The organism is Rhodococcus sp. IEGM 1307, assembly GCF_030056915.1.
Lineage (GTDB): Bacteria > Actinomycetota > Actinomycetes > Mycobacteriales > Mycobacteriaceae > Rhodococcus_F > Rhodococcus_F opacus_D.
The window spans coordinates 343,867-367,442 of record NZ_JASHKW010000001.1 but is presented as its reverse complement, the minus strand read 5'-3'; the positions used below and the strand labels follow the sequence as shown (position 1 = coordinate 367,442).

The 23,576-nt window shown below is 68.0% G+C and carries 25 protein-coding genes and 1 riboswitch; of the genes, 15 read left to right on the top strand and 10 right to left on the bottom strand.

Features of this window, described 5'->3' with window-relative positions; translation table 11 throughout:
- Positions 1 to 22 precede the first annotated feature (22 nt).
- The 4 genes from QM841_RS01750 (at position 23) to QM841_RS01735 (ending at position 4,651) form a co-directional block, all read left to right on the top strand.
- Positions 23 to 1,387, top strand: a complete 1,365-nt coding sequence (locus QM841_RS01750) for an amidohydrolase family protein (RefSeq protein ID WP_283330691.1) — start codon at positions 23 to 25, stop codon at positions 1,385 to 1,387.
- Positions 1,388 to 1,529: 142 nt separating this feature from the next.
- Positions 1,530 to 2,795 carry an MFS transporter gene (locus tag QM841_RS01745; RefSeq protein ID WP_283330960.1) on the top strand — a complete coding sequence of 422 codons (1,266 nt, stop codon included), beginning with the start codon at positions 1,530 to 1,532 and terminating at the stop codon, positions 2,793 to 2,795.
- Positions 2,796 to 2,831: 36 nt separating this feature from the next.
- On the top strand, positions 2,832 to 3,713 hold the full coding sequence (locus QM841_RS01740) for a fumarylacetoacetate hydrolase family protein (RefSeq protein ID WP_283330690.1): 882 nt from the start codon (positions 2,832 to 2,834) through the stop codon (positions 3,711 to 3,713).
- Positions 3,714 to 3,724: 11 nt separating this feature from the next.
- Entirely contained in the window at positions 3,725 to 4,651 is a 927-nt protein-coding gene (locus QM841_RS01735; protein WP_283330689.1) for a VOC family protein, read from the top strand.
- Between the two features lie 15 nt (positions 4,652 to 4,666).
- Here the strand turns inward: QM841_RS01735 and QM841_RS01730 are convergent, their stop codons facing one another.
- The gene (locus QM841_RS01730; RefSeq protein WP_105413018.1) at positions 4,667 to 4,888 is read right to left on the bottom strand and encodes a hypothetical protein; all 222 of its coding nucleotides are present in this window, start codon (positions 4,886 to 4,888) and stop codon (positions 4,667 to 4,669) included.
- 279 nt (positions 4,889 to 5,167) lie between these two features.
- On the opposite strand from QM841_RS01730, the gene QM841_RS01725 reads away from it, so the two are divergent.
- Positions 5,168 to 5,572: a C40 family peptidase gene (locus tag QM841_RS01725; RefSeq protein WP_283330688.1), complete on the top strand. Its 405-nt coding sequence runs from the start codon at positions 5,168 to 5,170 to the stop codon at positions 5,570 to 5,572.
- A gap of 35 nt (positions 5,573 to 5,607) precedes the next feature.
- Here QM841_RS01725 and QM841_RS01720 read toward each other — a convergent pair whose 3' ends face one another.
- Positions 5,608 to 5,949, bottom strand: a complete 342-nt coding sequence (locus tag QM841_RS01720) for a histone-like nucleoid-structuring protein Lsr2 (protein WP_005255167.1) — start codon at positions 5,947 to 5,949, stop codon at positions 5,608 to 5,610.
- 140 nt (positions 5,950 to 6,089) lie between these two features.
- Between QM841_RS01720 and QM841_RS01715 the strand changes: the two genes are divergently transcribed.
- Complete coding sequence (locus QM841_RS01715) at positions 6,090 to 6,269, top strand: hypothetical protein (protein WP_283330687.1); 180 nt, start codon at positions 6,090 to 6,092, stop codon at positions 6,267 to 6,269.
- Between the two features lies 1 nt (position 6,270).
- Here the strand turns inward: QM841_RS01715 and QM841_RS01710 are convergent, their stop codons facing one another.
- From QM841_RS01710 to QM841_RS01700, 3 genes are all read right to left on the bottom strand, one after another.
- The gene (locus QM841_RS01710) at positions 6,271 to 7,686 is read right to left on the bottom strand and encodes a CitMHS family transporter (protein ID WP_283330686.1); all 1,416 of its coding nucleotides are present in this window, start codon (positions 7,684 to 7,686) and stop codon (positions 6,271 to 6,273) included.
- Between the two features lie 120 nt (positions 7,687 to 7,806).
- Positions 7,807 to 9,102, bottom strand: a complete 1,296-nt coding sequence (locus QM841_RS01705; RefSeq protein WP_280778677.1) for an LLM class flavin-dependent oxidoreductase — start codon at positions 9,100 to 9,102, stop codon at positions 7,807 to 7,809.
- A gap of 1 nt (position 9,103) precedes the next feature.
- On the bottom strand, positions 9,104 to 9,868 hold the full coding sequence (locus tag QM841_RS01700) for a 3-oxoacyl-ACP reductase (RefSeq protein ID WP_283330685.1): 765 nt from the start codon (positions 9,866 to 9,868) through the stop codon (positions 9,104 to 9,106).
- Positions 9,869 to 9,916: 48 nt separating this feature from the next.
- Positions 9,917 to 10,021: riboswitch (TPP riboswitch) on the bottom strand.
- Positions 10,022 to 10,093: 72 nt separating this feature from the next.
- Between QM841_RS01700 and QM841_RS01695 the strand changes: the two genes are divergently transcribed.
- Positions 10,094 to 10,546: a MarR family winged helix-turn-helix transcriptional regulator gene (locus tag QM841_RS01695; protein WP_007301081.1), complete on the top strand. Its 453-nt coding sequence runs from the start codon at positions 10,094 to 10,096 to the stop codon at positions 10,544 to 10,546.
- 2 nt (positions 10,547 to 10,548) lie between these two features.
- Complete coding sequence (locus QM841_RS01690) at positions 10,549 to 10,971, top strand: organic hydroperoxide resistance protein (RefSeq protein WP_005255157.1); 423 nt, start codon at positions 10,549 to 10,551, stop codon at positions 10,969 to 10,971.
- 21 nt (positions 10,972 to 10,992) lie between these two features.
- Here the strand turns inward: QM841_RS01690 and QM841_RS01685 are convergent, their stop codons facing one another.
- Together QM841_RS01685 and QM841_RS01680 are read right to left on the bottom strand one after the other, a co-directional pair.
- Positions 10,993 to 11,871, bottom strand: coding sequence for an oxidoreductase (locus QM841_RS01685; RefSeq protein ID WP_280778679.1), 879 nt, complete (start codon positions 11,869 to 11,871; stop codon positions 10,993 to 10,995).
- A gap of 40 nt (positions 11,872 to 11,911) precedes the next feature.
- Positions 11,912 to 13,900, bottom strand: coding sequence for a CocE/NonD family hydrolase (locus QM841_RS01680; RefSeq protein WP_283330959.1), 1,989 nt, complete (start codon positions 13,898 to 13,900; stop codon positions 11,912 to 11,914).
- A gap of 193 nt (positions 13,901 to 14,093) precedes the next feature.
- On the opposite strand from QM841_RS01680, the gene QM841_RS01675 reads away from it, so the two are divergent.
- Genes QM841_RS01675 through QM841_RS01665 form a run of 3 tightly spaced genes read left to right on the top strand, consistent with a single transcriptional unit; the run spans position 14,094 to position 17,505 of the window.
- On the top strand, positions 14,094 to 14,993 hold the full coding sequence (locus QM841_RS01675) for a pseudouridine synthase (RefSeq protein ID WP_283330684.1): 900 nt from the start codon (positions 14,094 to 14,096) through the stop codon (positions 14,991 to 14,993).
- Between the two features lie 45 nt (positions 14,994 to 15,038).
- Entirely contained in the window at positions 15,039 to 16,574 is a 1,536-nt protein-coding gene (locus QM841_RS01670; protein WP_283330683.1) for a CYTH and CHAD domain-containing protein, read from the top strand.
- A 46-nt stretch (positions 16,575 to 16,620) separates the two neighbouring features.
- Complete coding sequence (locus QM841_RS01665; protein ID WP_280778682.1) at positions 16,621 to 17,505, top strand: universal stress protein; 885 nt, start codon at positions 16,621 to 16,623, stop codon at positions 17,503 to 17,505.
- A 13-nt stretch (positions 17,506 to 17,518) separates the two neighbouring features.
- Here QM841_RS01665 and QM841_RS01660 read toward each other — a convergent pair whose 3' ends face one another.
- Positions 17,519 to 18,256 carry a VIT1/CCC1 transporter family protein gene (locus QM841_RS01660; protein WP_283330682.1) on the bottom strand — a complete coding sequence of 246 codons (738 nt, stop codon included), beginning with the start codon at positions 18,254 to 18,256 and terminating at the stop codon, positions 17,519 to 17,521.
- Between the two features lie 140 nt (positions 18,257 to 18,396).
- On the opposite strand from QM841_RS01660, the gene QM841_RS01655 reads away from it, so the two are divergent.
- From QM841_RS01655 to QM841_RS01645, 3 genes are all read left to right on the top strand, one after another.
- Positions 18,397 to 19,179: an SDR family NAD(P)-dependent oxidoreductase gene (locus tag QM841_RS01655; protein WP_280778684.1), complete on the top strand. Its 783-nt coding sequence runs from the start codon at positions 18,397 to 18,399 to the stop codon at positions 19,177 to 19,179.
- A 26-nt stretch (positions 19,180 to 19,205) separates the two neighbouring features.
- A complete protein-coding gene (locus tag QM841_RS01650; protein ID WP_283330681.1) occupies positions 19,206 to 20,267 on the top strand; it encodes a lysylphosphatidylglycerol synthase transmembrane domain-containing protein in 1,062 nt (353 codons plus the stop codon).
- Between the two features lie 62 nt (positions 20,268 to 20,329).
- Positions 20,330 to 21,154, top strand: coding sequence for an SDR family oxidoreductase (locus QM841_RS01645; protein WP_280778687.1), 825 nt, complete (start codon positions 20,330 to 20,332; stop codon positions 21,152 to 21,154).
- Positions 21,155 to 21,163: 9 nt separating this feature from the next.
- Here the strand turns inward: QM841_RS01645 and QM841_RS01640 are convergent, their stop codons facing one another.
- Positions 21,164 to 21,817 carry a TetR family transcriptional regulator gene (locus QM841_RS01640; RefSeq protein ID WP_283330680.1) on the bottom strand — a complete coding sequence of 218 codons (654 nt, stop codon included), beginning with the start codon at positions 21,815 to 21,817 and terminating at the stop codon, positions 21,164 to 21,166.
- A 125-nt stretch (positions 21,818 to 21,942) separates the two neighbouring features.
- Between QM841_RS01640 and QM841_RS01635 the strand changes: the two genes are divergently transcribed.
- Complete coding sequence (locus QM841_RS01635) at positions 21,943 to 22,827, top strand: alpha/beta fold hydrolase (RefSeq protein WP_283330679.1); 885 nt, start codon at positions 21,943 to 21,945, stop codon at positions 22,825 to 22,827.
- Here QM841_RS01635 and QM841_RS01630 read toward each other — a convergent pair.
- Positions 22,824 to 23,540, bottom strand: coding sequence for a TetR/AcrR family transcriptional regulator (locus tag QM841_RS01630; RefSeq protein WP_280778689.1), 717 nt, complete (start codon positions 23,538 to 23,540; stop codon positions 22,824 to 22,826). The genes QM841_RS01635 and QM841_RS01630 overlap by 4 nt on opposite strands.
- Positions 23,541 to 23,576: the final 36 nt, after the last annotated feature.

The following is a 23,576-nucleotide window of genomic DNA, read 5'->3' as shown; positions in this document are numbered from 1 at the left end:
CCTCTCTCCGAACAGGACACTCATGGACCCGAGTCATGCCACACCACGCCGCACCCTGCTCCGGGGCGCAACGGTCGTCAGCGTCGATCCGGCCATCGGAAACTTCGACCGAGCCGACATCTTGATCAGCGACGATCTGATCGCAGGAATCGACACACGGATCGACGTCGAGCCGGACGTCGAGGTCGTCGACGTCGACGGAATGATCGCGCTTCCCGGATTCGTCGACACTCACCGCCATACCTGGCAGAGCGTCATGCGGCACGGATACGCCGAACTCGATCCCCTCCAGTACTTCGACGAAATGCTCAGGGGAATCGGAGCGGCGTACGAGCCCGAGGACGTCAGGATCGGAAACCTCCTCGGCGCGGTGTCGGCGTCGAGCGCCGGGACGACCACCCTCTTCGATTGGTCCCACATCCAGAATTCACCCGAGCATTCCGACGCTGCGGTCACCGGTCTGCGCGAGGCGGGTATCCGTGCCGTCTTCGGCCACGGATGGCCACTGCAGGGCAACGGCCGGTGGACCGAGAACAGCATGCTCACCCACCCGGCCGACATCGAACGGCTGCAGAAGCAGCACTTCTCCGACCCGGGCGGACTCGTGACGTTGGCCATGGCGGCCAGGGGCCCCGAGATGGCGGCGCCCGGCGTGTGGCAGGCCGACCTCGCCCTCGCGCGCGACCTGGGCATCCGCACGTCGGTGCATGCCGGTGCGTACCCGCACAACGAACCGGTCCACGCCGTGGCCCAGTACGACGAGGCGGGCCTCCTCGCCGACGACCTGACGTTCGTGCACTGTTGCCGCTCCTCCGACGCCGAACTCGCGATGATCGCCGATGCCGGTGCCACCGTGTCGATCGGCGTGCACTGCGAACTCAACTCGCAAGGCATCGGCGACATCCCGCTCGACCGGATGCTCGCCGCGGGTGTACGACCGAGCCTCAGCGGGGATACCGAGACCAAATGCAGCGGAGACATGTTCACGCAGATGCGAATGCTCTTCGGCTATCACCGTTCGTGGATGGGCGGCGGGCACAGCTCCGTCGCGGCCGACCGTGCGCAGCTGTTCCTGCAAGATGTGCTGGCATTCGCCACCATCGAGGGGGCGAGAGCGATCGGACTCGACGACCGGATCGGCTCGCTCACTCCCGGCAAGCAGGCCGATATCGTCCTGGTGCGTGCAACGGACCTGAACCTGGTGCCCGTACTCGATCCGGTGGCATCGGTGGTTCTCGCCGCTCACGAGGGCAATGTCGATTCGGTGCTCATCGGCGGCCGATTCGTCAAGCGCGGCGGAGTCGTGCTCGGGTGTGATCCGTCCGCTCTCGTGAAAGCGGCGGCGGCATCGCAACGACGGATTCTGGGAAGACGCGCCGGCCGTTAGCACTCGTGGGCGCGTACCCCGCCCGAACAGGGTGTATTCGCCGCACGAATTCCCTCCATCACGAACTGCCGCTTCCCGGATAACCCGAGAACAGGAACAGTGATGGTCATCACCACCGCAACAAAGGAGCAAGGCATTGACCATGTCACGCGGGGACGAATTCCGGCGCGGGTGGCCGACTCTGTCAGCGGCCGCCGTGGGTGTCGGCACTGGGGTATCCGGGCTCGCCATCTACTCGGCGGGTCTGTTCACCAGCGATCTCGGTAGGGAGATCGGCCTCAGCGCTGCGATGTACGGGCTGTCCATCACCTTGCTGACCTTCGGGATGGCGCTCGCCGCCCCCGTCGTCGGCTACGCCGTCGACAAGTTCGGAGTGAAGGCCCCGACGATTGCCGGAGCACTGTGCCTGGCAACCGGATTCGCCGCACTGGGAACGGTCGTGCACTCGGTGCCGGCCTACATGACAGCGATGGCGTTGATCGGATTCTTCGGTGCAAGTTCCGGACCGATTGCCTTCACCCGGGCGGTGAGCAGCTGGTTCGACCGCGCCAGGGGCCTCGCGCTCGGCATCACGATGATGGGGATGGGACTCTCCGGCGCCATCATTCCGGTCGCCATCGGCCGCGTCATCGAACTCGAAGGATGGCGGCTCGGCTACCTCACGTTGGCCTGCATCGCGCTCGCCGGAACCCTCCCCACCCTCTTCCTCCTGAAGGTCGCACCCCGAAGCGTAAGCACGCTGGGCACGCCCGGACTGGCGGCCGACGACGGTGACGACTTCGCCACCATCCGCCGGAACCCCCTCTACTGGCGGTTGGTCCTCACATTCGGCCTGATGTCGGTCGCCTTCACCGGCCTCATCCCCTACCTGGTCCCGATGCTTCGGCAGTACGGGATGAGTGTCGGCGGTGCGGCATCGATCGCATCGATCATGGGACTCGCGGTCATCCTGAGCCGACTGGTGATCGGACTGCTCATCGACGTCCTCCGGCCGACCGCGGTCGCGGCCTCGCTCTGCGTGCTGTGTGCCACCGGCGTCGTGCTGTTCGCGGTCGGCGGAGTCGGGTTCGCCCCCGTCCTGGCCTTCACGCTGGGGTGCATGCTCGGCGCCGAGCTGGATATGGTGGGCTACTTCACGTCCCGCTACTTCGGGCTCGCCGCCTTCGGAAAAGCTTATGCAGGCCCCTACATGGCGTTCGTCCTCGGCGGCGGCATCGCGCCCCTGTGGGTCGGTGCCGTGGTGGACCGAACAGGAAGCTACACCGCAGTCCTCTACCTCGTCGCCGCGCTGACGGTGCTGTGCGCCGTCGCCTTCGTGGCCCTGCCGTCCCCGCGGGGACCGAGGCAGGTAACCCCCGGCCCTTCCGATACGAGGCCCACGCCCGCCACCGTCAACGCAGATCTCTGACCACACCACAGACAACGCTCCAGGAGAACCACTTTCATGCGTATCGCCAACATCGACAACCGTGCCGCTCTCGTCTTCGGAGACGAGGGTTCCGAACGAGCCGTCGACCTCGCCCACGCCTCCCGCGGCCGGTTCGGCCCCGAACTTCCCGCCGTCTACCAGGCTTGGGACGACGTCACCGGATGGGTGGCGGAACAGGACACCCACGCGCTGACGGGGAACAGCGTCCCGATCGACCGGTCCCTTCTCCGGGCACCGTCGCCGGCTCCCCGCCAGGTGTTCGCGGTCGGGCTGAACTACCACGCGCACGCCGCCGAATCCGGCTTCGACTCCCCCACGCACCTGCCGCCCGTGTTCACCAAGTACGCGTCCAGCTTCACCGGCCCCGACACCGACGTCGTGATTCCCGCCGGCGGCAACGTCGACTGGGAGATCGAACTCGTCGTTGTCATCGGCCGCGAAACAAGCAACATCGACGAGGCCGACGCCTGGTCCCACATCGCCGGTCTCACCGCCGGACAGGACATCTCCGAACGCGTCTCCCAGCTACGCGGTCCCGCACCGCAATTCGGTCTCGGCAAGTCCTTCGCCGGGTTCGCCCCGCAAGGTCCGTGGCTGGTGACCCCGGACGAGTTCGCCGACCCCGACGACCTCGAACTCGGCTGCACCGTCGACGGCGAGGAAGTGCAGAAGGGCCGCACCCGCGACCTGATCTTCCCGGTCTCGAAGCTGGTCGCCGCCCTCTCCCGCACCGTCACCCTCTACCCCGGGGATGTGATCTTCACCGGCACCCCGGCCGGTGTCGGCGTCGGCCGCGATCCGCAGCGGTTCCTGCAGGCCGGTGAGAAGCTCGACAGCTGGATCGACGGCATCGGCACACTTCATCAGTGTTTCGTCGCCGATCCCGGCGCGAAGTAGAGGACGCGATCATGGCACTGCACGGACTGGGCAAGGTCACCCTCGGCGTCCCCAACGTCGACGAGACCATCGCCTACTACGTCGAATTCGGCCTCGAACACCGCGAAGGCGGGGTGTTCGCCACCCGCAACGGCGGCGAACAACTCGAGATCGTCCACGCGCCCGCGCGTCGACTGGTCGAGTTGACGGTCGCCGCCGACGACCCCGACGACATCGCCTCCATCAGTGCGCGGCTGGCCGGGCTCGGTGTCGCGACCCGTCAGGACGGCACGTCCGTCAGTGCCGTGGAACCGGTCACCGGCACCCGGGTGCGGGTGCAGGTCCGGTCCCGGATCGTCATCGAACCCGCCGTCGCGGCCACCCCCTACAACGGGCCCGGGCGCATCGACCGCTGGGGACGGGCCCCGTTCCTCACCCGCACCGAGCCGGTGCGCCCCCGCAAACTCGGGCACGCGGTGCTCGGGTCCACCGACCTCGAGACCACGATGAAGTTCTTCACCGACGGTCTCGGATTCAAGGTCAGCGACTACATGGGTGACAAGGCCGCGTTCCTGCGCTGCTCCGTCGAGCACCACAACGTCCTCGTCATGGCCGCACCGGTGAGCTTCATGCATCACACCAGCTGGCAGGTCGACGACATCGACGAGGTCGGCCGCGGCGCCCACACGATGCTGGAGAACAACCCCGAACGCCACATCTGGGGTCTCGGACGGCACTACGCCGGTGCGAACTTCTTCTGGTACCTCAAGGACCCGGCGGGGAACTTCTCCGAGTACTACTCCGACATGGACACCGTCCCCGAGGACGAACTCTGGAGCCCGGAAGTGCTGCACGGCCTGCAAGGTCTGTACGCCTGGGGGCCGCCGCCGCCCCCGTCGTTCCTCGAACCGGACGACCTCGCCGCCCTGATGACCGGAGCTCACTCCGGCACCGGGTGACGAGCGGGTCGCCGGCTAGATCAGTTCGACGACGGTTCCCAGGTCGTGCACATGCTCGCTGTCCGACGGCCCGGTGGCCGGCGTGATGTCGCCCCGTGCCGCGTGTGCCATCGATCGCGCCTCGCCCGCGGCGAAGGCAACGGGTACCGCCACGGCAACGGACAGGAGGGCAGCTCCCGCATCGAACGCCAAGCGTGCGACACCGAAAGCACAGTTCGCCGATTCTCGGATCGTCATCGTCCGCTCCTTCATCCCAGTCCACGGGACGTAGCGGACCACTCCCTTTGACCTGACAATTACTCCTCGACGTTACGAGCGGTGTGCACTACTCGCGAGTACCAAACCGACCAGATCGAATGGTTTACCCGGCAGCCGTCGAGTCCGGGCGGCAGAGGCAGAGAAGACAGGCACGTACCCGGGTAGTTCGGCCGATGCGTCCGGACCGCACCGGGACCACTCTGTAGACGGGCGTCCCCCACGACGCGACACCACCGAGTGCACTGGAGCAACGACGGCATGAACCCACACACCGGGAACCACGGATATCACCTGGTTCACACGTTCCGCCCGCCTCCGGTACGGCCGGGACGCCATGCACTGCACGCCGCCGCGTCCAGAATCGGAATCCCGTGCACCCGCGGCGCCGGTGACCACCAGGCCTTCGACAGCTCCGGCCTCGTTCAATGGGCATACAAACAGGCCGGCATATCGGTTCCGCGCACCACCTACGAGCAACTCCGACACGGGACCGCCGTGGACGAGTGCGACCTGCAGCCCGGCGACGTCGTCCTCTTCTACGGGGGCGGGCACGCGGCGATCTACGCGGGAAACGGCATGGTCGTCCACGCACCCGCTCCGGGACGCCCGGTCACGCGAGTAGCGATGAGCTCCATGTCATTTCACGCAGCGCGCCGGTACTGACGACGGACCAGGCGACCACCCGCGGCATCGTGGACTCAGTGAGCGGCGTTGTACGCTTCCTCGATCTCGGCAGGAATACGTCCACGCGTGGACAACTCGTAGCCCTGCGACGTCGCCCATTCTCGAATTTCCTTCGCCTGGCTACGCCCCTGCGACGGTGCCACTGCAGGAGTCGACCGACGCTTCCTTCCACCGACCCGCGTTGCATGCTCGATGTAGTAGTCGAGAGTCTTGTGGAATTCCCTGGCGTTCTTGACCTTCAGATCGATCTCGTAGTCGACGCCGTCGACAGAGAACGGAATGGTCTCCCCCTTACCGTTCTTGATCGGAGTTCCGTCGATGTCGTCGATGCGTTCGACAACAACTTTGCGCGCCACAGTTCCACTCCTTCATCGTCGATAACCCGGGGAACACTACGTCGAAGTATTGTTCACCTGCCAATCCCCGACGGAGTTTTCGAACTGCTGACCCGGGTCCGCCTGATTGGAGCACCCCGCTGTCGGGGTATCCGTCGGACATGACACCGAAGGATGCATCCGGACCGAAGACCACGACCACCGACAGCGGCGCCCCGGGCGCGGACAAGGACGTGGTGTCCGATCCGGCCGAGGACGACAAGAGTTCGGGCGCCGACTGGAGCGGCGAAGGCGGCGCGACCCCTGAGGGGCCCGCCACCGACACCGACACCGAGGACTAGGTCACCAGGGGATCTGTCCGAGGACCACACCGATCACCAGCATCGACAGCGACACCAGCGCCGCGCGCCACAGCACCTTCTTGTGATGGTCCGCCAGCGGGACACCCGCCAGGGTCACGAGCAGGAGGATGGCCGGGACGAGGGGGCTCTGCATGTGGAACGTCTGGCCGGTGATGGATGCGCGGGCCATCTCGACCGGCTCGATGCCGTACGTGGCCGCCGTCTCGGCGAGCACGGGCATGATGCCGAAGTAGAAGGCGTCGTTGCTCATGAAGAACGTGAATGGCAGGCTCAGGATGCCCGTGATGACGGCCAGGTGCGGTCCGAGCGAGGCCGGGATGATTTCGAGCAGCCACTGCGCCATGGCCTCGACCATTCCGGTGCCCTGGAATACGCCGGTGAGCACGGCCGCGGCGAACACCATCGCGACCACGGAGACGATGCTCGACGAGTGGCGGGTGATCGCTTCCTGCTGTTCCTTGACCCGCGGGAAGTTCACCGTCAGCGCGATCGATGCGGCCACCATGAACAGGACCGGAATCGGCAGTACGTCCATCACGAGCACGACGAGGAGCGCCACGGTCACGAGCGCGTTGAACCACAGCAGCTTCGGGCGCAGCGTGGGCCGCTCGGGGTCCAGACCGTCGACGAAGCCCTGGCCGTCGTCCGATCCGGCGTCGCCGGAGCCGCCACCGGTTCGGGGTGCGTCACCGTTGCCACCGGAGCCGGAGCCGGAGCCGGTCGCGGACCGCCGGAGGCCGGAGCCCGCGGAGACGAGGAGGCGCTCGTCGGTGAGTTCGAGCGTGCCGATGCGGCGGCGTTCGCTGTAGCCCAGCTGCACGGCGAACAGCAGCACGACGAGCAGTCCGACCACCAGCGACGGGATCATCGGGACGAACACATCCGACGGCGAGATACCCAGCGCAGCGGCGGCCCGGACCGTCGGTCCGCCCCAGGGGACGATGTTCATCGCGCCGTTCGCCAGGCCGGCGACCACCGTGAGGACCACGGGGCTGACCTTCAGCTTCATGTACAGCGGCAACAGCGCGGACGTCACGATGATGAATGTCGTGGATCCGTCACCGTCCAGCGACACCACCATCGCGAGTACCGCGGTGCCGACGACGAGCCGCATGGGGTCGTTGCGGACGAGCCGGAGGATGAGTTTCACCAGCGGGTCGAACAGGCCGACGTCGATCATGATACCGAAGAAGATGATCGCGAAGAACAGCAACGCGGCCGTCGGTGCCAGCGCCTTGATTCCGTCGGTGATCATGTCGCCGATGCCGAGGCCCGCCCCGGCCGCGATCCCGAATGCGACCGGGACGGCGATCAACCCGACCACGGGAGTGGCCCGTTTGGACATGATCAAGAACATGAACACGGCCACCATCAGAAAGCCGAGTGCTACCAGCATTGCCACTCCTCGTCCGAACTCGCGTCGTGGTGTGATCGCGATAACAGCCAGTGTCGGGGGGAGGGACGCTCACAGTCACTGTTGCGTACTTAGAGAAGGTTGTGTTCTTTGTGGTGGCAACTACGGGCGCCCCCGGAGATGGTCGCGCAGAGTCTCTGTCTCATACTCCGCGCGGAACAGCCCACGCTTCTGCAGGACGGGGATCACCTCGTCGACGAAGTCTGCGAGGCCGTTCGGGTAGAGCGGCGGCATCAGGTTGAAGCCGTCGGCCCCGCCGCGGCGGAACCACATCTCGATCTCGTCGGCGATCGATTCCGGGGTTCCGATCATGGTGCAGTGGCCACCGCCGGCCGCCAACGTGCCCAGCAGCGACCGCACGGTGGGACGGTCCTTCTCGATGATCCGCAGGATCGTGTCGTACCGGCCCTGCGGCCCGGTGAACTCCGACAGCGGCGGCAGCGCGGGAACGGGAGCGTCCAGTTCCCAGGCACTGCAGTCCTGCTGGACGAACATCGACAACTGCGCCAGCGACTGTTCGACGGGCAGGAGCGCGTCGAGTTCCGCCTTCTTCCGCCGGGCCTCCTCGGTGGTCGAACCGACATAGGTCACGAGACCGGGCATCACGGTCACCGCGTCGGCGTCGCGGCCCGCCGCGCGGATGCGCCGCTTCACGTCGTCGTAGTAGCTCTGCGCGGCCGTGAGGTCGTAGGCGACGGCGTAGATGCCCTCGGCGCACCGGGCGGCCAGGTCGCGGCCCTGATCGGACGCGCCCGCCTGGAACAGCACGGGACGACCCTGCGGCGAGTGCGGCACGTTCAGCGGACCGTCCACGAGGAAATGCTTTCCCCGATGCTCGACCGGCTTCACCTTGGCCGGGTCCGCGAAGATGCCGTCCCGGTCGAGCACGAGCGCGTCGGGCGCCCACGAATCCCACAGGGCGAGTGCCACGTCGACGAATTCTGCGGCACGCGAATAGCGTTCGTCGTGCGGCGGCATCTCCTCGAGCCCGTGGTTGCGCGCTTCGGCGTCGAACATCGACGTCACCACGTTCCAGCCGGCGCGGCCGCCGCTGATGTGGTCGAGCGACGCCAGCATCCGGGCGGCGTGGAACGGTGTGTAGAACGTGGTGGACACCGTCGTCACCAGTCCGACCCGCTCCGTCGCCCGCGCCATCGCGGACAGCGCGGTGAGCGGTTCCAGGAACCACATGCCTCCGGACGCGGGGTCGCGCACCGAATGCCCGTCCGCGAAGAACACCGCGTCGAGGCAGCCCCGCTCCGCGGTCTGCGCCAACTCCTCGTAGTAGGCGATGTCGCAGAGTCGCTCCACCTGGGACGAGGGGTGCCGCCACGCGGCGCCGTGGTGCCCGCAGCTGTAGAGGAATGCGTTGAAGTGCAGTTGCCGGACGTCGGTCATGTCAGTCCTTGACCAGTCCGCCGTCGACGACGAGGTTCTGGCCGGTCACCGACCGCGACCACGGGGACGCGAAGAACAGCACCGCGTCGGCGAATTCGTCCGGGGTGGTGACGCGCTGCAGCGGGGTGCTCGCCGCGATGAGGTCGAACACCTCGTCGGGAGTGGCGGCGCTCGCGTCGGTGGTGCGGAGCAGCCCGCCCGAGACCATGTTGACGGTGATGCCGTCGGGACCGAGGTCGGCGGCGAGCGTGCGGGTCAGCGACAGCGCGGCGGCCTTGGCGGCCGTGTAGTCGTGGTACGGGACGACGGGGTTCTGGAACAGGTTGGTGCCGATGTTCACAATCCGGCCGAACCCGAGCGAACGCATGCCCGGCAGCGCGGCCTGCGTCGTGTGCAGCGTCGCCTTCACGCTGCCACGCAGCTGCGAGTCGAAGGACTCCCACGTGATGACGTCCGCCTTGTCGCGTGCGTCGCCGTTGAAGGAGAAGTCGGCGAGCGCGTTGTTGATCACCGTGGTCACCGGGGAGCCGAAGTGCTCCTCCGCCGCGGAGAACAGGGCCGCCACCTGTCCGGCATCGGTGACGTCTGCCCGGAGCGCGACCGCACGGTCCGCGCCCAGGGACGCCGCGAGTTCTTCGGCCGCGTCCCGGCTGTTCCGGTAGTTCACGATCACCCGCGCGTTCTGCGCCGCGAACGACCGCACGATGGCGGCGCCGAGGCCCCGCCCACCGCCGGTCACCAGGACGATCTGCTTGTCGAGCTGCATGCTGTCACCTTCCGTTCGGTCGGCGACGAGACATCGGATGAGCGCATACGGGCGCCTCCGCGACATCCCTTCGCCGGCATTACCCAGTTCAGGTTCGACGGGTCTGTTCTCAGCCGTCCGGCTCGTCGCCGGGCAGCACCCCGTGTCACTGGCCAACAGTGTAAGCGCAATCACCGATTCCAGTTCTTGGTTGTGCACAACCTAGTTGTGTGCAACTATTCAGTGGTGACCGACAACCTCACCCTCGACCGCCAGGTGTGCTTCGCCCTGTACTCGGCTTCCCGGGCCATGACGGCGAGATACCGGTCGATGCTCGACTCGTTGGGAGTGACCTACCCGCAGTACCTCGTGCTGTTGGTGCTCTGGGAACGGGACGGCCGCGGAGTACGTGAGATCTGCGACGCCCTCGACCTCGACACCGGCACGCTGTCTCCACTGCTCAAGCGGCTCGAAACCCTGGGCCTGGTCGAACGCCGGCGCTCCTCGGCCGACGAGCGCCGGGTCGGGATCCACCTCACCGAGAAGGGTGCGGCCCTCCGCGCCGCCGCGGAGGGCATCCCCGCCGAACTCGCCGACTCGACGGGAATGGAGATCGACGAACTCGTCGCCCTCCGGGACACCCTGTCGCGGCTCACCGAATCACTTCACAGCTTCACCACCCCTACAGGAGAGAAGTAACCATGAAGATCGTCTACACCGCCGAAGCCCTCGCGACCGGAGAAGGCCGCAACGGCCACGCCCGCACGTCCGACGGCAAGCTCGACCTGAACCTCGCGATCCCCACCGAGATGGGCGGGTCCGGCGACGGCACCAACCCCGAGCAGCTGTTCGCCGCCGGATACGCGGCATGCTTCCACTCCGCGCTCCAGCTGGTCGGCCGTCAGGCGAAGGCGAACGTCGCCGACTCGGCCGTCGGCGCCCGCGTCGGCATCGGCCCGACGGACAGCGGCGGATTCGGTCTCGCCGTCACTCTCGAGGTTTCCCTGCCCCACCTGCCGCGCGCCGAGGCGCTCGAGTTGACCGAGAAGGCACACCAGGTGTGCCCCTACTCCAACGCCACCCGCGGCAACATCGACGTCACCCTCGAGGTCACCGAAGACTGAGCAACCCTGACGGGCGTCGCGTCACCCGAACGTGAACTCGACGCCCGTCAGGTCCTCCGACAGCGCCCACAGCGCCCGCGCGGTGTGCTCGTCCCGCGACTTCTTGTTGGAGCCCACCACCTTCGGATGGCCACGCTGCTCGAACAGGCCGTCCGGCCCGATGTAGCTGCCACCGATCACGTCGGATGCCGTTGCCGCGTACAGCATCGGCAGCGCCCCCATCTCCGCCGACTGCGCGAAGATCCGGTTGCCGACGGCCATCAGCTTGTCCTGCACCGACTCGGTGTGGGCCTGCAGATTGGTCGATGCGTAACCGGGGTGCGCGGCCACCGCTTTCACGGGTGACCCCGCCGCGGACAGCCTGCGCTGCAACTCGTACGTGAACAGCAGATTCGCGAGTTTCGACTGCCCGTAGGCGCTCCAGCGGTTGTACTTGCGGCGTTCCCAGTTGAGGTCGTCGAGGTGAATCGTTCCCGCCTGATGTGCCGCACTCGACATCGTGGCGACCCGATCGGTGATCTTGTCGAGCAGCAGGCCGGTCAACGCGAAGTGCCCGAGATGGTTTGTGCCGATCTGCATTTCGAATCCGTCGGCGGTCGTGCGCTGCGGAACCGCCATCACGCCGGCGTTGTTGACGAGCACGTCGACGGATTCGACGCCGGCGGCGAACTCGCGCACCGAGGCGAGGTCGGACAGATCGAGGCGGCGCACCTCGGCGTTGTCACCGATCGACCGTGCGACGACCTCCCCCTTGTGGGTGTTACGGCAGGCCAGCACGACGTGCGCCCCCGCCTTGCCCAGGGCCCGCGCGGCCACCTCCCCGAGACCACTGTTGGCGCCCGTGACGACGAACGTGCGGCCGCTCTGATCGACGATGTCCGAAGCTGTCCACTTGGTCATGGCGTCAACCCTACGGATCTCGGGAGTTGGCGTGAACCTTTCACCACGCCTGCGCTCCGACCAGCGGCAGATTGAGGAAACTCGGCCGATCCGGGGACAACGCGACGTGCTGCGGCTTCAGTTGGCTGTCGGCCAGAATCGGTCCGAGCGGCAGGTACCGGGGGACGCTGCCCGCGTACACGTCGACGCGCAGCCGGTGCCCCGGCGCGAGGACGGCGTCGGTGGGCACGAAGTTGATATCCACCGGTGTCACTTCACCCGGCACCAGCGGCTGACGCGCGTCCACCGTCAGATAGTGGTGCGGTTCGGTGTAGTCGCCGTTCGCCGACTTGGTGCTCTTCGAATCGTCCACGGCCCGCATGGAAGCGGTGAGAGCGCCATTGGTGAGCGGGGTCGACGTGCCGTCCGGTGCGACGTCGTTCAGTGTCACCGCCCAGAATCCGTCCGGGGCGTCGAGCACCGTTTCGAGGTGCAGATTGACCGGACCCGACAGCTCGGTCGGCTGCGCGACGGGGGCGCTGGTGAACGTCAGCCCCTCGGCCTCGGCGAACCGGGAGTCCTTGCTGCACACCGATCCGAAGACGACGGCCGCGCCTGCGGTGCCCTGTGCGCCGTCGCGGGAACAGAGCCCGCGAAGGCCGGGTGCGACGGTGAGTCGTGCCGCGTCGCCGGGTTTCGCCGACACCAGGCTGCCGTCGTGGGCGGCGTGCCCGGCGGTGCCACTGGGGGCACCCGACAGGTACATCCGCTGGTAGTCGACACCGGCCCGCGGAAACTGATCGGTGGTGGTCCAGCCGTTGCCCTGCTGGTACAGCGTGACCGGGCCGTACTCGTCGATGCCGTTGTCGATGCCCTTCAGCCACTTGTCGAACCAGGCGCGTTCGAGGACGTCGAGTCGGGGCGGCGCACCCTGTTCGCCGAAGCCGCCACCGAACGAGATGTGGTAGGCGTCGCTCATGATCAGCTGCTTCTCACCGGCAGGCAGTGGGATGTCGTTGTAGACCCGCGGCTCGCTGTTCGCGAAGATGTCGTGCCACGCGCCGTAGAGCATCGTCGGCACCTCGATGTTCGCGGCCTGCGCCTTCCGCTCCTCGTAGAACTGGCCGTCCTGCGCCACCCGCAGCGTGCCGGGGTCGAGACCGTTGATGTCCGGCGCGGTCATGGCCTCGATCAGTGCGGGGAACAGTGTCAGCGGATCCCGCAACCGATCCTGCAACCACTGCTGGTCGAAGCGCCCCTGCGCGATGGCCTGGACGTCGGGAACGAACTTGAGACCGTTGACCAGCGACAGCCACAGCGGCATGAATCCCACGCCGAGACCACCGCCCGTTCCGACGATGTCGCGGAGCAGATCGTTGCCCGGTTCGGTCGGGAAGATGGCCTTCAACGCCGGCGGCTGATGCCCCGCGGCCTGCAGCGAGTTGATTCCCGAATAGGACACCCCCGCCATGCCGACCGTGCCGTCGGACCATTCCTGCTTGCTCATCCAGTCGATGATCTCGACGGAGTCCTGCTGCTCGAGCGGACCGAGCGCCTGCCATTCCCCCTGGGAGAAGCCGGTGCCCCGCGCATCGACCACCACCTGGGTGTACCCGTTCCGGACGAGGTCGCGGTTGATGCCGAAGACGCGCATGCCGCCACCGGTGAGCACCTTCGCCGCTTCGCCGACACCGTCGAACGGGGTTCCGGCGAGATCGAACGAGTTCACCAGGTCGACGACGGTGTCCTCGAGTCCCGGCACCGCGAACACGGAATCGACGACGTTGCCGACCAGCTTCGTGTACGGCGTGACATTGAGAACCGACGGCATCCTGGTGTCGATCGGCGTGCCGGAGGCGTCCGCGGGGCGATAGACGTTGGCCTTCAGCACCGTTCCGTCGCTCATGGTGATGGGGACATCCCAGTCGATCGCGATCACCGGGTACTCGGGCGGCGCGTCGACCGCCGCGTTCCACGCGGCCCCGGCCGCCCCACCCGTCGGATCCGCCGACGCCGTCACCGTGGGCACCACCGCGAGCCCCACCCCCATCGCCAGAGCGACTGCCACCGCACCCGGTCGAAACGCCCATCGACGCACGATCACTTCGAACCCCCGTGAAATCCCGATGACGCGCCTCAGCGGCCAGTCAGGGTGGCCCGCGTCACAAACTTACCGGATAGTAACCTCGAGTCCCCCGGCGGTCAACGGCGGATTTCCGCAGCCTGTCGACTACCGTGACGAGGTGCCCGACGCCCCGCTTCCCGTCCGCGACGGCCTCAACCCGACGCGGCTGAGGATGCCGGACGACGGCGCGTGGCCCACCGTGCTCGAGTACCTGGTCGCACGTTTTCCGCACGACGAGACCCGCCTCCGCGAGAAGGTCGCCACAGCGGAAGTCGTCGACGAGCGCGGGCAGCCGATCACCGAGGACACCCCGTTCGCCCCCCGCAGATTCGTGTACCTGTACCGGGATCCGCCGGTCGAGAAGCGGGTCCCGTTCGAGATCGAGATCCTGCACCGCGACGAGGATCTCCTCGTCGTGGACAAGCCTCACTTCCTGGCCAGCACCCCGCGCGGCGCGTACATCGCCGAGTCGGCGCTGGTCCGGTTGCGCCGAGACCTCGACCTCCCGGAACTGACACCCGCGCACCGGCTCGACCGGCTGACCGCCGGGGTGCTGATCTTCACGGTGCGGCGGGAGGTCCGGCGCGACTACCAGTCGCTGTTCGACCAGCGCCGGGTGGTCAAGGAATACGAGGCGGTCGCGCGTTACGACCCCGATCTCCCGCTACCCGCCACCGTCCGCAGTCGAATCGTCAAGGAGCGGGGCGTCCTGAAGGCGTACGAGGTGGACGGTCCCGCCAACAGCGAGAGCCGCATCGAACTCCTCGAGGTCCACGGCGACGCGGCCCGGTACCGGCTGCTGCCGCACACCGGCAAGACGCACCAGTTACGGCTGCACATGAGTTCGCTGGGTATCCCGATCCACGGCGACAACTTCTATCCCGACTTCTACGACGTTGCCGCCGACGACTATTCGACGCCGCTGCGGCTGCTGGCCCGGTCCGTCGAGTTCGTCGACCCCTACTCCGGCGTCACGCGACGCTTCGCGAGCGTCCGGAGCCTCGACTGGCCGAGCTGACCTCGGATTCTTTCCCCCGGCCCGCTCAGCCGGAAGGATGGTGACATGAGTATCGCGACGTCCGTCTCCGAAGTGGAACGCAAGTACGAGGCCGGTTCGGAGCAGCAGATACCCAGCCTCTCGGGACTGCCCGGTGTGGACGGCGAACCTCTGCTCGACTCGATCCAGCTGTCCGCCCTGTACTACGACACGGGCGAACTCCTGCTGCTCCGCGCCGGAATCACCCTCCGCCGCCGGGAGGGCGGCGACGACGCCGGCTGGCACCTGAAGATCCCGGCAGGTGCGGACGAGCGGACCGAGCTGCAGCTGGCGCCCGACGCCGAGCTCCCCGAGACGGAAGTGCCCCGGGAATTCGCGGAACTGCTCACGGCCGTCACCCGCGGCGCCGCCCTGAACCCGGTTGCGCTCATCAGCACCGACCGCGAACGGCAGCGGCTCGTGGACGCGGCGGGGACGACGCTCGCCGAGGTCGTCTCGGACGTCGTGATCGCCGCCGTCCCCGAGACGGGGACCGGATCCGACGAGCGGGTGTGGCGCGAGATCGAAGTGGAGCTCGGGGCCGGAGACCGAAACCTGTTCGACGCCATCGACTCCCGGCTGACGGACGCCGGGATAGCCCGGTCGGACGCGCCGTCGAAGTTGCGGCGGGCGCTCGGCGACGCGGTGACCGGCACCCCGCGCCCCGCGCGCAGGAAGAAGGGGTCCACTCCCCGGACACTGCTACTGGAGTATCTGGCGGCGCAGAAGGATTCTCTCGTGACGGCCGACCTCGGCGTGCGGCGCAACCTCGAGGAGTCCGTCCACGACCTCCGGGTCTCGGCCCGGCGTATCCGGAGTGTCCTCCAGGTGTACGGGTCCAGCCTGCGCGACCAGGAAACGGTCGACGAGTTGATCGTCGAACTCCGCTGGGTCGGTCAGGCCCTCGGCTCGGCGCGGGACACCGAGGTGCAGTGGAGCCGGCTCGTGGATCGGCTGGGCGGCGCCGAGGAAATACCCGACCGCGAGGTCGTGCGGGCGCGCCTCGACGAATACTTCTCGGGACTCGCCGCGACGGCCCGGCCCGCGGCCCTGGCCGCCCTCAACTCCCAGCGCTACCTCGACCTGCTCGCCGGGCTCGACACATTCCTCGTCGCCGTCGAGGCGTCCGGGGACGGCGGCCCGTCGAAGAAGGCCGTGACGAAATCCCTGCGCACCTTGTCGAAGTCCGTCCGTAAGCGCGTGCGGAAGACGGCGGCCGCGACCACCCGGGCCGAGCGCGATGAACTGACACACCGAGCGCGCAAGCGCGCCAAGCGAATGCGTTATGCGATCGAGGCGACGAGCTCGCTGGCACCGAAAGCCTCCGACCGCGCTCAGACGAAGTTCAAGGGCTTTCAGGACGTGCTCGGCGAGTACCAGGACGCGGTCGTCGCACGGGACCACATCCTCGCGATGGTCGCGGAGGATCAGCACTCCGCCGAGTCGAGCCTGGGCCTCGGAATGCTCTTGCAACGTGAGCTCGATCGCGGCGACACCCTGACGCCGCTGGTGAAACCCGAGTGGAAGACCGCGAGGAAGGCGGCCCGAAAAGTCTGGAAGTAGGGCACAGTCGGGGAGTACCCAACAGCGTGAGCGAAGGGAGCCAGACGTGAGCACACCCGCCAGTCATTCCGTCGTCGTCGGCCTGGACGGATCCGACGCCTCCACCGCCGCCGCCCTGTGGGGCGCCGCAGTCGCGTCGAAGTGGGGTGCCACGCTGTCGCTCGTGCACGCACTGCCACAGGACGGTCCGCTGTACAGCCCCGCTGCGATCATGCTGGAGTCGCAGTTCCTCAGTCAGCTGCGTGAGGACGGTGAGGCCATCATCGGGACGGCGAAGCGGCTGCTGGGACCGAAGTTCCCCGGTCTGGAAATCGAGACGACCATCAGTCCCGGTCCGGCGGGCACCGCACTGCTCGAGGCCGCCGACTGGGCGCGGTTGATCGTGCTCGGATCCACGGGAACGGGAGCGATCCGATCGGTGCTGCTCGGCTCGACGGCGCTGCACGTCGTCAACCGCGCACCCTGCCCGGTGACCGTTCTCCGGGGTGAAGTCACCACACCCGACCAGCGTCCGGTTGTCGTCGGGGTCGACGGAAGCGACCTCAGCCGCGACGCGGTGGCCCACGCATTCGAGTACGCGTCGTTCTTCGAGGCGCCGCTGAGCGCCGTCCACACGTGGCAGGGCTCCCCCACGCTCGGCGCGGGCGGCACCGGCATGCTCGTCGACTGGGATGCCGTGAAGCAGGAAGAGGAGGCGCTGCTCTCCGAGGCCCTCGCGGGCGAATCGGAACGATACCCGGACGTGTCTGTGACCAGGGTGGCCGAGCAGGGCGCCGCAGCCGACGTCCTCCTGCGGCATGCGGGGGACGCTCAGCTGATCGTCGTCGGCAGCCACGGCCGGGGACCGTGGCTCGGCGCATTGATGGGCTCGACGAGCCAGAATCTGCTCCACCACGCGAAATGTCCGGTCATGATCTGCCGGAGCGAGTGACTGTCGCCCGAAGCTAGGCGATGCTCGTCCCCACCAGCTGGCCGATTCCGTACGTGACGATCATCGCGAGTGCCCCGCCCAGCACGACGCGGAGCACTGCCCGGGTGCGCTGTGCGCCGCCGAGAGCCGCGCTCACGGTGCCCGTGAGCGCCAGCGCGACCAGCACCGCGACGAACGCCACCGGAATGCGCAGGTGCACAGGCGGTAGGAGAATCGCCAGCAACGGGATCAGGGCGCCGAGCGTGAAGGACAGCGCCGAGGACCCGGCGGCCTGCCAGGGGCTGGTCAGATCGTCCGGGTCGATGCCCAGTTCGACGTCCACGTGGGCGGCGAACGCATCGTGATCGGTGAGTTCGCGCGCGACCGTCCGGGCGGTGTCGTCACTCAGCCCCTTGGCCTCGTACATCGCGACGAGTTCCTCGAATTCGGCGTCGGGGGTCTCGGTGAGTTCGCGCCGTTCTTTCGACAGCAGCGCGCGTTCGGTGTCGCGCTGGGTGCTCACCGAGACGTATTCGCCCAGCGCCATCGACACCGCGCCGGCCGCGAGACCCGCGAATCCGGCGGTGAATATTGCCGCTCGCTCGGTGGTTGCCGCGGCCACGCCGACCACCAGCCCGGCGGTCGACACGATGCCGTCGTCGGCGCCGAGGACACCGGCCCGCAACCAGTTGAGGCGGCTCGCCAGACTGGGCGCGTGCGGCTCGTCGGGATGCCCCGAGGGCTCGGCCCGCTCGGCGTTCTCTGCTGACATGCGTTCAGGCTAAGGCGAAAAGGCCTGGTCGGATAGCCAGGCTAGGCTGCGCTCGGCCGGGGTGAACCGTTTCCCCGCACACCGAAACCAAGCAGTTGCTAGGTTAGGGACGCTCGTCCCTCACACGCTTGGAGTTCCTCATGGCGACACCCGCCACCAGCACCCCCCGACGTCGTTGCGCCGCACTCGTCACGGGCGGCACCGGCGGCATCGGCTCCGCCATCGCACGGCAACTCGCAGCCCTCGGCCACGACGTGGCCATCACCTACCGATCCAATGCCGACGTCGCCGCGGACCTCGTCGGCGAACTGGAAGGCCGCGGCGTCGGAGCGCAGGCGTTCTCCGCCGACCTCACCGACCAGCCCCGCGTCGCGAGTGTCGTCAAGCAGACCGTCGAGCACTTCGGCGGCATCGGCATCCTCGTTCACGCCGCGGGACCGCACATTCCGATGATCCACCTGTCCGAGGTCGCTCCCCGGGACTACGCCGAACACCTCGAACAGGAGGCCGTCGCCTTCTTCACCGTCGTCAAGGCCGCCCTGCCCGCGCTGCGGGAGGCGTCCGGATCCGTCGTCGCGGTCACGACCGCGGCCACCAGCCGATTCCCGGTGCGCGACGGACTGTCGCCTGGCACGAAGGGCGCGATCGAACAGCTGGTCAAAGGATTCGCCGCCGAGGAGGGCCGCTACGGCGTCCGCTTCAACTCGGTCGGCCCGGGAATGCTCACCGACGGCATGGCCGAGCGGCTGATCAGCTCCGAAGAACTCGATCAGCGCGCACTCGACGCCGCCACGAGCCGGATACCGTTACGCCGATTCGGCACCGCCGTCGATGTCGCCGAGGCGGTCTGTTTCCTCGCGAGCGACCGGGCCGGGTTCGTCACCGGACAGAAGCTCGACGTCGACGGCGGATACACGGTGTGATCACCGGCCATGTGTAATGGACGCGTATGACTGACGCCGAAGACGCCCGCCCGACGCCCCGCAGGCGTCGTGTCGAATGGGTGATCGGCGGCCTCCTCGTCGTCGTGCTCACGGTGGAGATCGTCCTCATCTGGCCGGACCTCTCGGAGAGCGTCCAGAACCTCGGCGACCTCCACTGGGGATGGGTGGCCGCCGCCGTCGTGGCGTCGCTGGCGTCGATGTCCAGTTTCGCCCGCGTCCAGCGCTGCCTGCTGGGGGTCGCGGATGTGCACGTCAGACAGCGGCAGTCCCTCGCGGTGACGTTCGCCTCCAATTCGATGAGCGTGACACTGCCCGGCGGCCCCGTTCTGGCGACGACGTTCACGTACCGGCAGACGCGCCTCTGGGGTGCCTCACCGGTGGTCGCGACGTGGCAACTGGTGATGGCCGGCGTCCTCCAGGCGATCGGCCTGGCGCTCGTCGGACTGGCGGGCGCACTGCTCGTCGGGGCGAAGACCAACCCGTTCTCGCTGATCTTCACGTTCGGCGGCCTGTGCGCGTTCCTGGTGGTGGCCCAGTACGCCGCATCGCGACCCGACGCCCTCGAGGGTGTCGGCATCACCGCGCTGCGCGGATTCAACAGACTTCGAAAGAAGCCTCCCCTGAACGGTGTTCGCCAGTGGAAGCACATCGTGAACCAGATGAGCGCCGTCCGGATGGATCGCCGCGACACGGCCCGCGCGTTCGGGTGGTCGCTGTTCAACTGGATCGCCGACGCCTCGTGCCTCGCCTTCGCGTGCTACGCGGTCGGCGCACATCCCGGGTTCGCCGGACTCGCCGTCGCGTACGCGGCGGGCAACGCCGCGGGGTCGGCCATCCCGCTCCTGCCCGCAGGACTCGGTGTCATGGACGCGGTGCTCGTCCCCGCACTGACCGCCAGCGGAATGACCGGTGCCGAAGCGGTATCCGCGATCGTCGTCTACCGGCTGGTCAGCTTCCTGCTCATGGCCGCCATCGGCTGGATCGTCTTCGCGGCACGTTTCCGGGGCGCGCAACAGCAGGGCGAGGAGGGCCCGGACCTCGAACCGCTGTGGCGTCGCGGCACGTGAATACCTCCCGCTGAGAGAGAAACCCGGGCCGACTCGGCCGGCTACGGCCCTACGGTCGAGCCGTGACGGAACCGGAAACACGTGAGAAGCAGGTTGTCGTCGTCACCGGCGCGGCCTCGGGAATCGGGGCGGGAATCGCCCGGCACGCGCACGCCCGCGGTATGACCGTGGTGCTCGCCGACATCGACACGGCCGCACTGGACCGTCTGGCCGCGGACCTGGGCGGAGCCGCCCTCACCTGCGCAACGGACGTAGCGGACTCCGGGTCCGTCCACGCCCTGGCCGATCTCGCGTTCGACTCGTTCGGCCGGGTGGACCTGCTGTTCAACAACGCCGGAATCATGCGCGCCGGGTTCCTGTGGCAACTCGGCGAATCCGACTGGGACGCCGCCCTCGGTGTCAACGTCACGGGTGTCGTCAATGGGATCCGGGCGTTCGTTCCGCGCATGATCGACCAGGGCGGCGGCCGCGTCGTCAACACGGCGTCGGTCGGTGGATTCGCGCCCGGTCCGATGATGTCGCCGTACAGCGCATCGAAATTCGCGGTCGTCGCGATCACCGAGTGCCTGCAGATGGAGTTGAGCATGGTGGGCGCCCCCGTGTCCGCGAGCGTGCTCGCGCCGGGGCCCGTCGTCACGTCCGTGTTCGACAACCCGTTCGGGGCAATCTCCCATCCGGCCGTCGACCGGATGGTCGCCCAGATGCGCGAACTGCTGGGCACCGACGGACTCGACACCGACACGTTCGCCGAGTTGGTCTTCGCAGGCATCGATCGAGGCGACTTCTGGCTCGCACCGCAGGGTGAGCACCTCGACGCCATGGTGCGCCAGCACACCGCCACCATCCTCGAGCGGCGAGAACCGGTGATCCGGCAGTCGTTCCGCTGAGCTCGCGAACTAGCCGCCGAGGCGCCGGAACACGAGACGGACCGCGAGCCCGAGGTGAGCCATCACCTCGTCCACCGAGATGCGGCCGGCCACCCAGGACACCAGGCTCGACATCCAGACGTCGCCGATCACGCGGATGGCGTTCAGCTGGTCGTCGGAGATCTGGTCGACGCCGATGGTCTTGGCGAACATCTCGGTCATCAGGGCGCCGAACGCATCCAGTTCGGCCGAAGCCGACGCGTCCGCGAACATGAACGCCCGCACCAGCGCCTCGTATCGGGGCCGGTCCTTCTCGAGGACTTCCGTGTTCTTCCGGAGGACGAACAGGATCCGCTCGGACGGCGTGTCCCCCGGGATCGCGACGTCCTCGAACCGGGACCGCATCCCCTCGAACACCATCAACAGGCCCATCACCAGCATGTGGTTCTTCGACGGGAAGTAGCGGTACACGGTGCCCAGCGCGACTCCGGCCCGATCGGCGATGGCCCGCATCTGCACGGCGTCGTACCCGCCCTCGGAGGCGAGTTCCATCGCCGCGGCGACGATCCGCTGGTAACGCTCCCGCTGCGGGGCCTTGGCCCCACGCGAGGGCAGCTGCCCGTTGCGAAGCAACGACAGTAGTCCGTCGCGGCCCGCTGTCAGCGGCTCTTCAGCACTGCTCATGGACGTCAGCCTAGCGACAGTCACCTCGGTGTCGTCCGGCGACGGCACCGGTTCCGGTCGTCACGATGTCCGGATTGCGTGAGGCCTCCCCCGGATAGACTCGCCTCGACCGCCGGAGGTTTCCCATGCCCAGAGTTCATGTCGGACCCGAGGATCGTGTGATCCGGCTGCGCGACGGACGCCTGATGGGTTTCGCGGAGTACGGCGACCCCGGCGGATTCACCGTCGTGAACGCGCACGGCGGACTCGCCGGCCGCCTCGACGTCGCGGCCGCCGACCGGAGTGCTCGCGACGCGGGCATCCGTCTCCTGTCCCCCGACCGTCCCGGGATCGGGCTGTCGGATCCGCAGCCGGGCCGGAAGGTCCTCGACTGGGCCCGGGACGTCGAAGACCTCGCGAATCACCTCGGTGTCGGCCGTTTCGGTGTCATGGGGTGGTCGATGGGCGGACAGTACGCGCTCGCGGTGGGCTCAAGGGTCGCGTCGCGCGTGACCAGTGTCGCGGTGATCGCCGGTGCCCTGCCCCTCACCGAATCCGGGGTGTTCGCCCAGCTTCCCGCCGGGGACCGCGCGTTCACCCGGCTGTCCCAGCACGCCCCGCTGGTGGCGCGGAGCTGCTTTCGTGTCATGGGTGCCGTCGCGCTGCGTGCTCCGCGGCTGTTCCGGCGGCTCGGTGCCCGCGACCTCGGTGCTGCGGACGCGGCCGTTCTCCGCTCCGAGCCGGTCCGGAATTTCTCGCTCATGTCCGGTGAGGCACTCCGGACGGCGCCCGGGATGGTGGAGGACTACCGCGCGTGGATGCGGCCGTGGGGGTTCGCGCCCGAGGATCTGACCGTGCCGGTCGACGTCTGGGGTGGAAGCGACGACGAACTCGTGCCCACGCACTGGCCGCCCGCGCTCGCCCGCCGAATTCCCGGTGCCACGCTGAACATCCGCACCGGTGGCCATTTCATGGCTCACCTGCACTACCGCGAGATCCTCGGCACACTTCGGCGGCGCTCGGAGGGCTAGGTGGCTGCCGCCAGCTTGTCGAGCCATTCCCGCAGCACGAGGAGTTCGCCGGCGCTCAACCCGGACCGCCCCGCGTCGGCGTCGAGGGCGCGTGCGAGCGCGTCCGCCTTCTCGACCACCTCTCGGGAGGCCTCCGACCTCACAGCGTCGGGTGCCGGCCGGATCAGCCCGGCGATCACGTTGTCCCGCAGTTCCCGTGACAGGGAGAGGTCGGCCCGGCCCTCCGGCTGAGCGATGAGGTGCAGGGTCATGCCGACGTTCGCCGCCACGAATTGTCCGGCGGCGACTGCCGGCGTCACCCGCAGGCGGCCCTGCTGCGCGATCTCGGTCAGCAACTCGAGGAGCTTCGCCGCGGCGACGGAGGTCACCGCACACGGCTCCCCCGGGGCGATCCGGCCGTACAACAGAACGTAGAACGAGGGATTGTCGAGCCCGTAGCGGACGTGATCGTCCCAGCCGTGCCGCAGATCGTCGACCGGGTCGTCCTCTCGCCGATTCGTGCCCCGGATGTACTGGCCGAACCCGTACTCCACGACCGCGTCGAACAGGCCCTGTTTGCTGCCGAAGTGGTGGTACAGCGTCGGGGCCTGGACGCCGGCGAGGTCGCAGACGGCCCGGGTGGACACGGGCTTGCCTTTGGCCTCGTCGAGCAGTTGGGCCGCCGCCTTCAGCAGACGGTCCCGGGCGTTACCGGCCACACTCCTTGTTGTCACACCGCTATGCTACTTCCATAGCGTTGCTATACACGC

Bases quoted from the DNA above. Each gene is read 5' to 3' on its own strand.
- QM841_RS01690 (WP_005255157.1), top strand. From the start codon at position 10,549: ATGAAGATCGTCTACACCGCCGAAGCCCTCGCGACCGGAGAAGGCCGC.
- QM841_RS01655 (WP_280778684.1), top strand. From the start codon at position 18,397: ATGGCGACACCCGCCACCAGCACCCCCCGACGTCGTTGCGCCGCACTC.
- QM841_RS01680 (WP_283330959.1), bottom strand. From the start codon at position 13,900: ATGGGGGTGGGGCTCGCGGTGGTGCCCACGGTGACGGCGTCGGCGGAT.
- QM841_RS01710 (WP_283330686.1), bottom strand. From the start codon at position 7,686: ATGCTGGTAGCACTCGGCTTTCTGATGGTGGCCGTGTTCATGTTCTTG.
- QM841_RS01640 (WP_283330680.1), bottom strand. From the start codon at position 21,817: ATGAGCAGTGCTGAAGAGCCGCTGACAGCGGGCCGCGACGGACTACTG.
- QM841_RS01715 (WP_283330687.1), top strand. From the start codon at position 6,090: ATGACACCGAAGGATGCATCCGGACCGAAGACCACGACCACCGACAGC.
- QM841_RS01740 (WP_283330690.1), top strand. From the start codon at position 2,832: ATGCGTATCGCCAACATCGACAACCGTGCCGCTCTCGTCTTCGGAGAC.
- QM841_RS01725 (WP_283330688.1), top strand. From the start codon at position 5,168: ATGAACCCACACACCGGGAACCACGGATATCACCTGGTTCACACGTTC.
- QM841_RS01670 (WP_283330683.1), top strand. From the start codon at position 15,039: ATGAGTATCGCGACGTCCGTCTCCGAAGTGGAACGCAAGTACGAGGCC.
- QM841_RS01660 (WP_283330682.1), bottom strand. From the start codon at position 18,256: ATGTCAGCAGAGAACGCCGAGCGGGCCGAGCCCTCGGGGCATCCCGAC.
- QM841_RS01650 (WP_283330681.1), top strand. From the start codon at position 19,206: ATGACTGACGCCGAAGACGCCCGCCCGACGCCCCGCAGGCGTCGTGTC.
- QM841_RS01705 (WP_280778677.1), bottom strand. From the start codon at position 9,102: ATGACCGACGTCCGGCAACTGCACTTCAACGCATTCCTCTACAGCTGC.
- QM841_RS01700 (WP_283330685.1), bottom strand. From the start codon at position 9,868: ATGCAGCTCGACAAGCAGATCGTCCTGGTGACCGGCGGTGGGCGGGGC.
- QM841_RS01745 (WP_283330960.1), top strand. From the start codon at position 1,530: ATGTCACGCGGGGACGAATTCCGGCGCGGGTGGCCGACTCTGTCAGCG.
- QM841_RS01635 (WP_283330679.1), top strand. From the start codon at position 21,943: ATGCCCAGAGTTCATGTCGGACCCGAGGATCGTGTGATCCGGCTGCGC.
- QM841_RS01750 (WP_283330691.1), top strand. From the start codon at position 23: ATGGACCCGAGTCATGCCACACCACGCCGCACCCTGCTCCGGGGCGCA.
- QM841_RS01735 (WP_283330689.1), top strand. From the start codon at position 3,725: ATGGCACTGCACGGACTGGGCAAGGTCACCCTCGGCGTCCCCAACGTC.
- QM841_RS01730 (WP_105413018.1), bottom strand. From the start codon at position 4,888: ATGACGATCCGAGAATCGGCGAACTGTGCTTTCGGTGTCGCACGCTTG.
- QM841_RS01685 (WP_280778679.1), bottom strand. From the start codon at position 11,871: ATGACCAAGTGGACAGCTTCGGACATCGTCGATCAGAGCGGCCGCACG.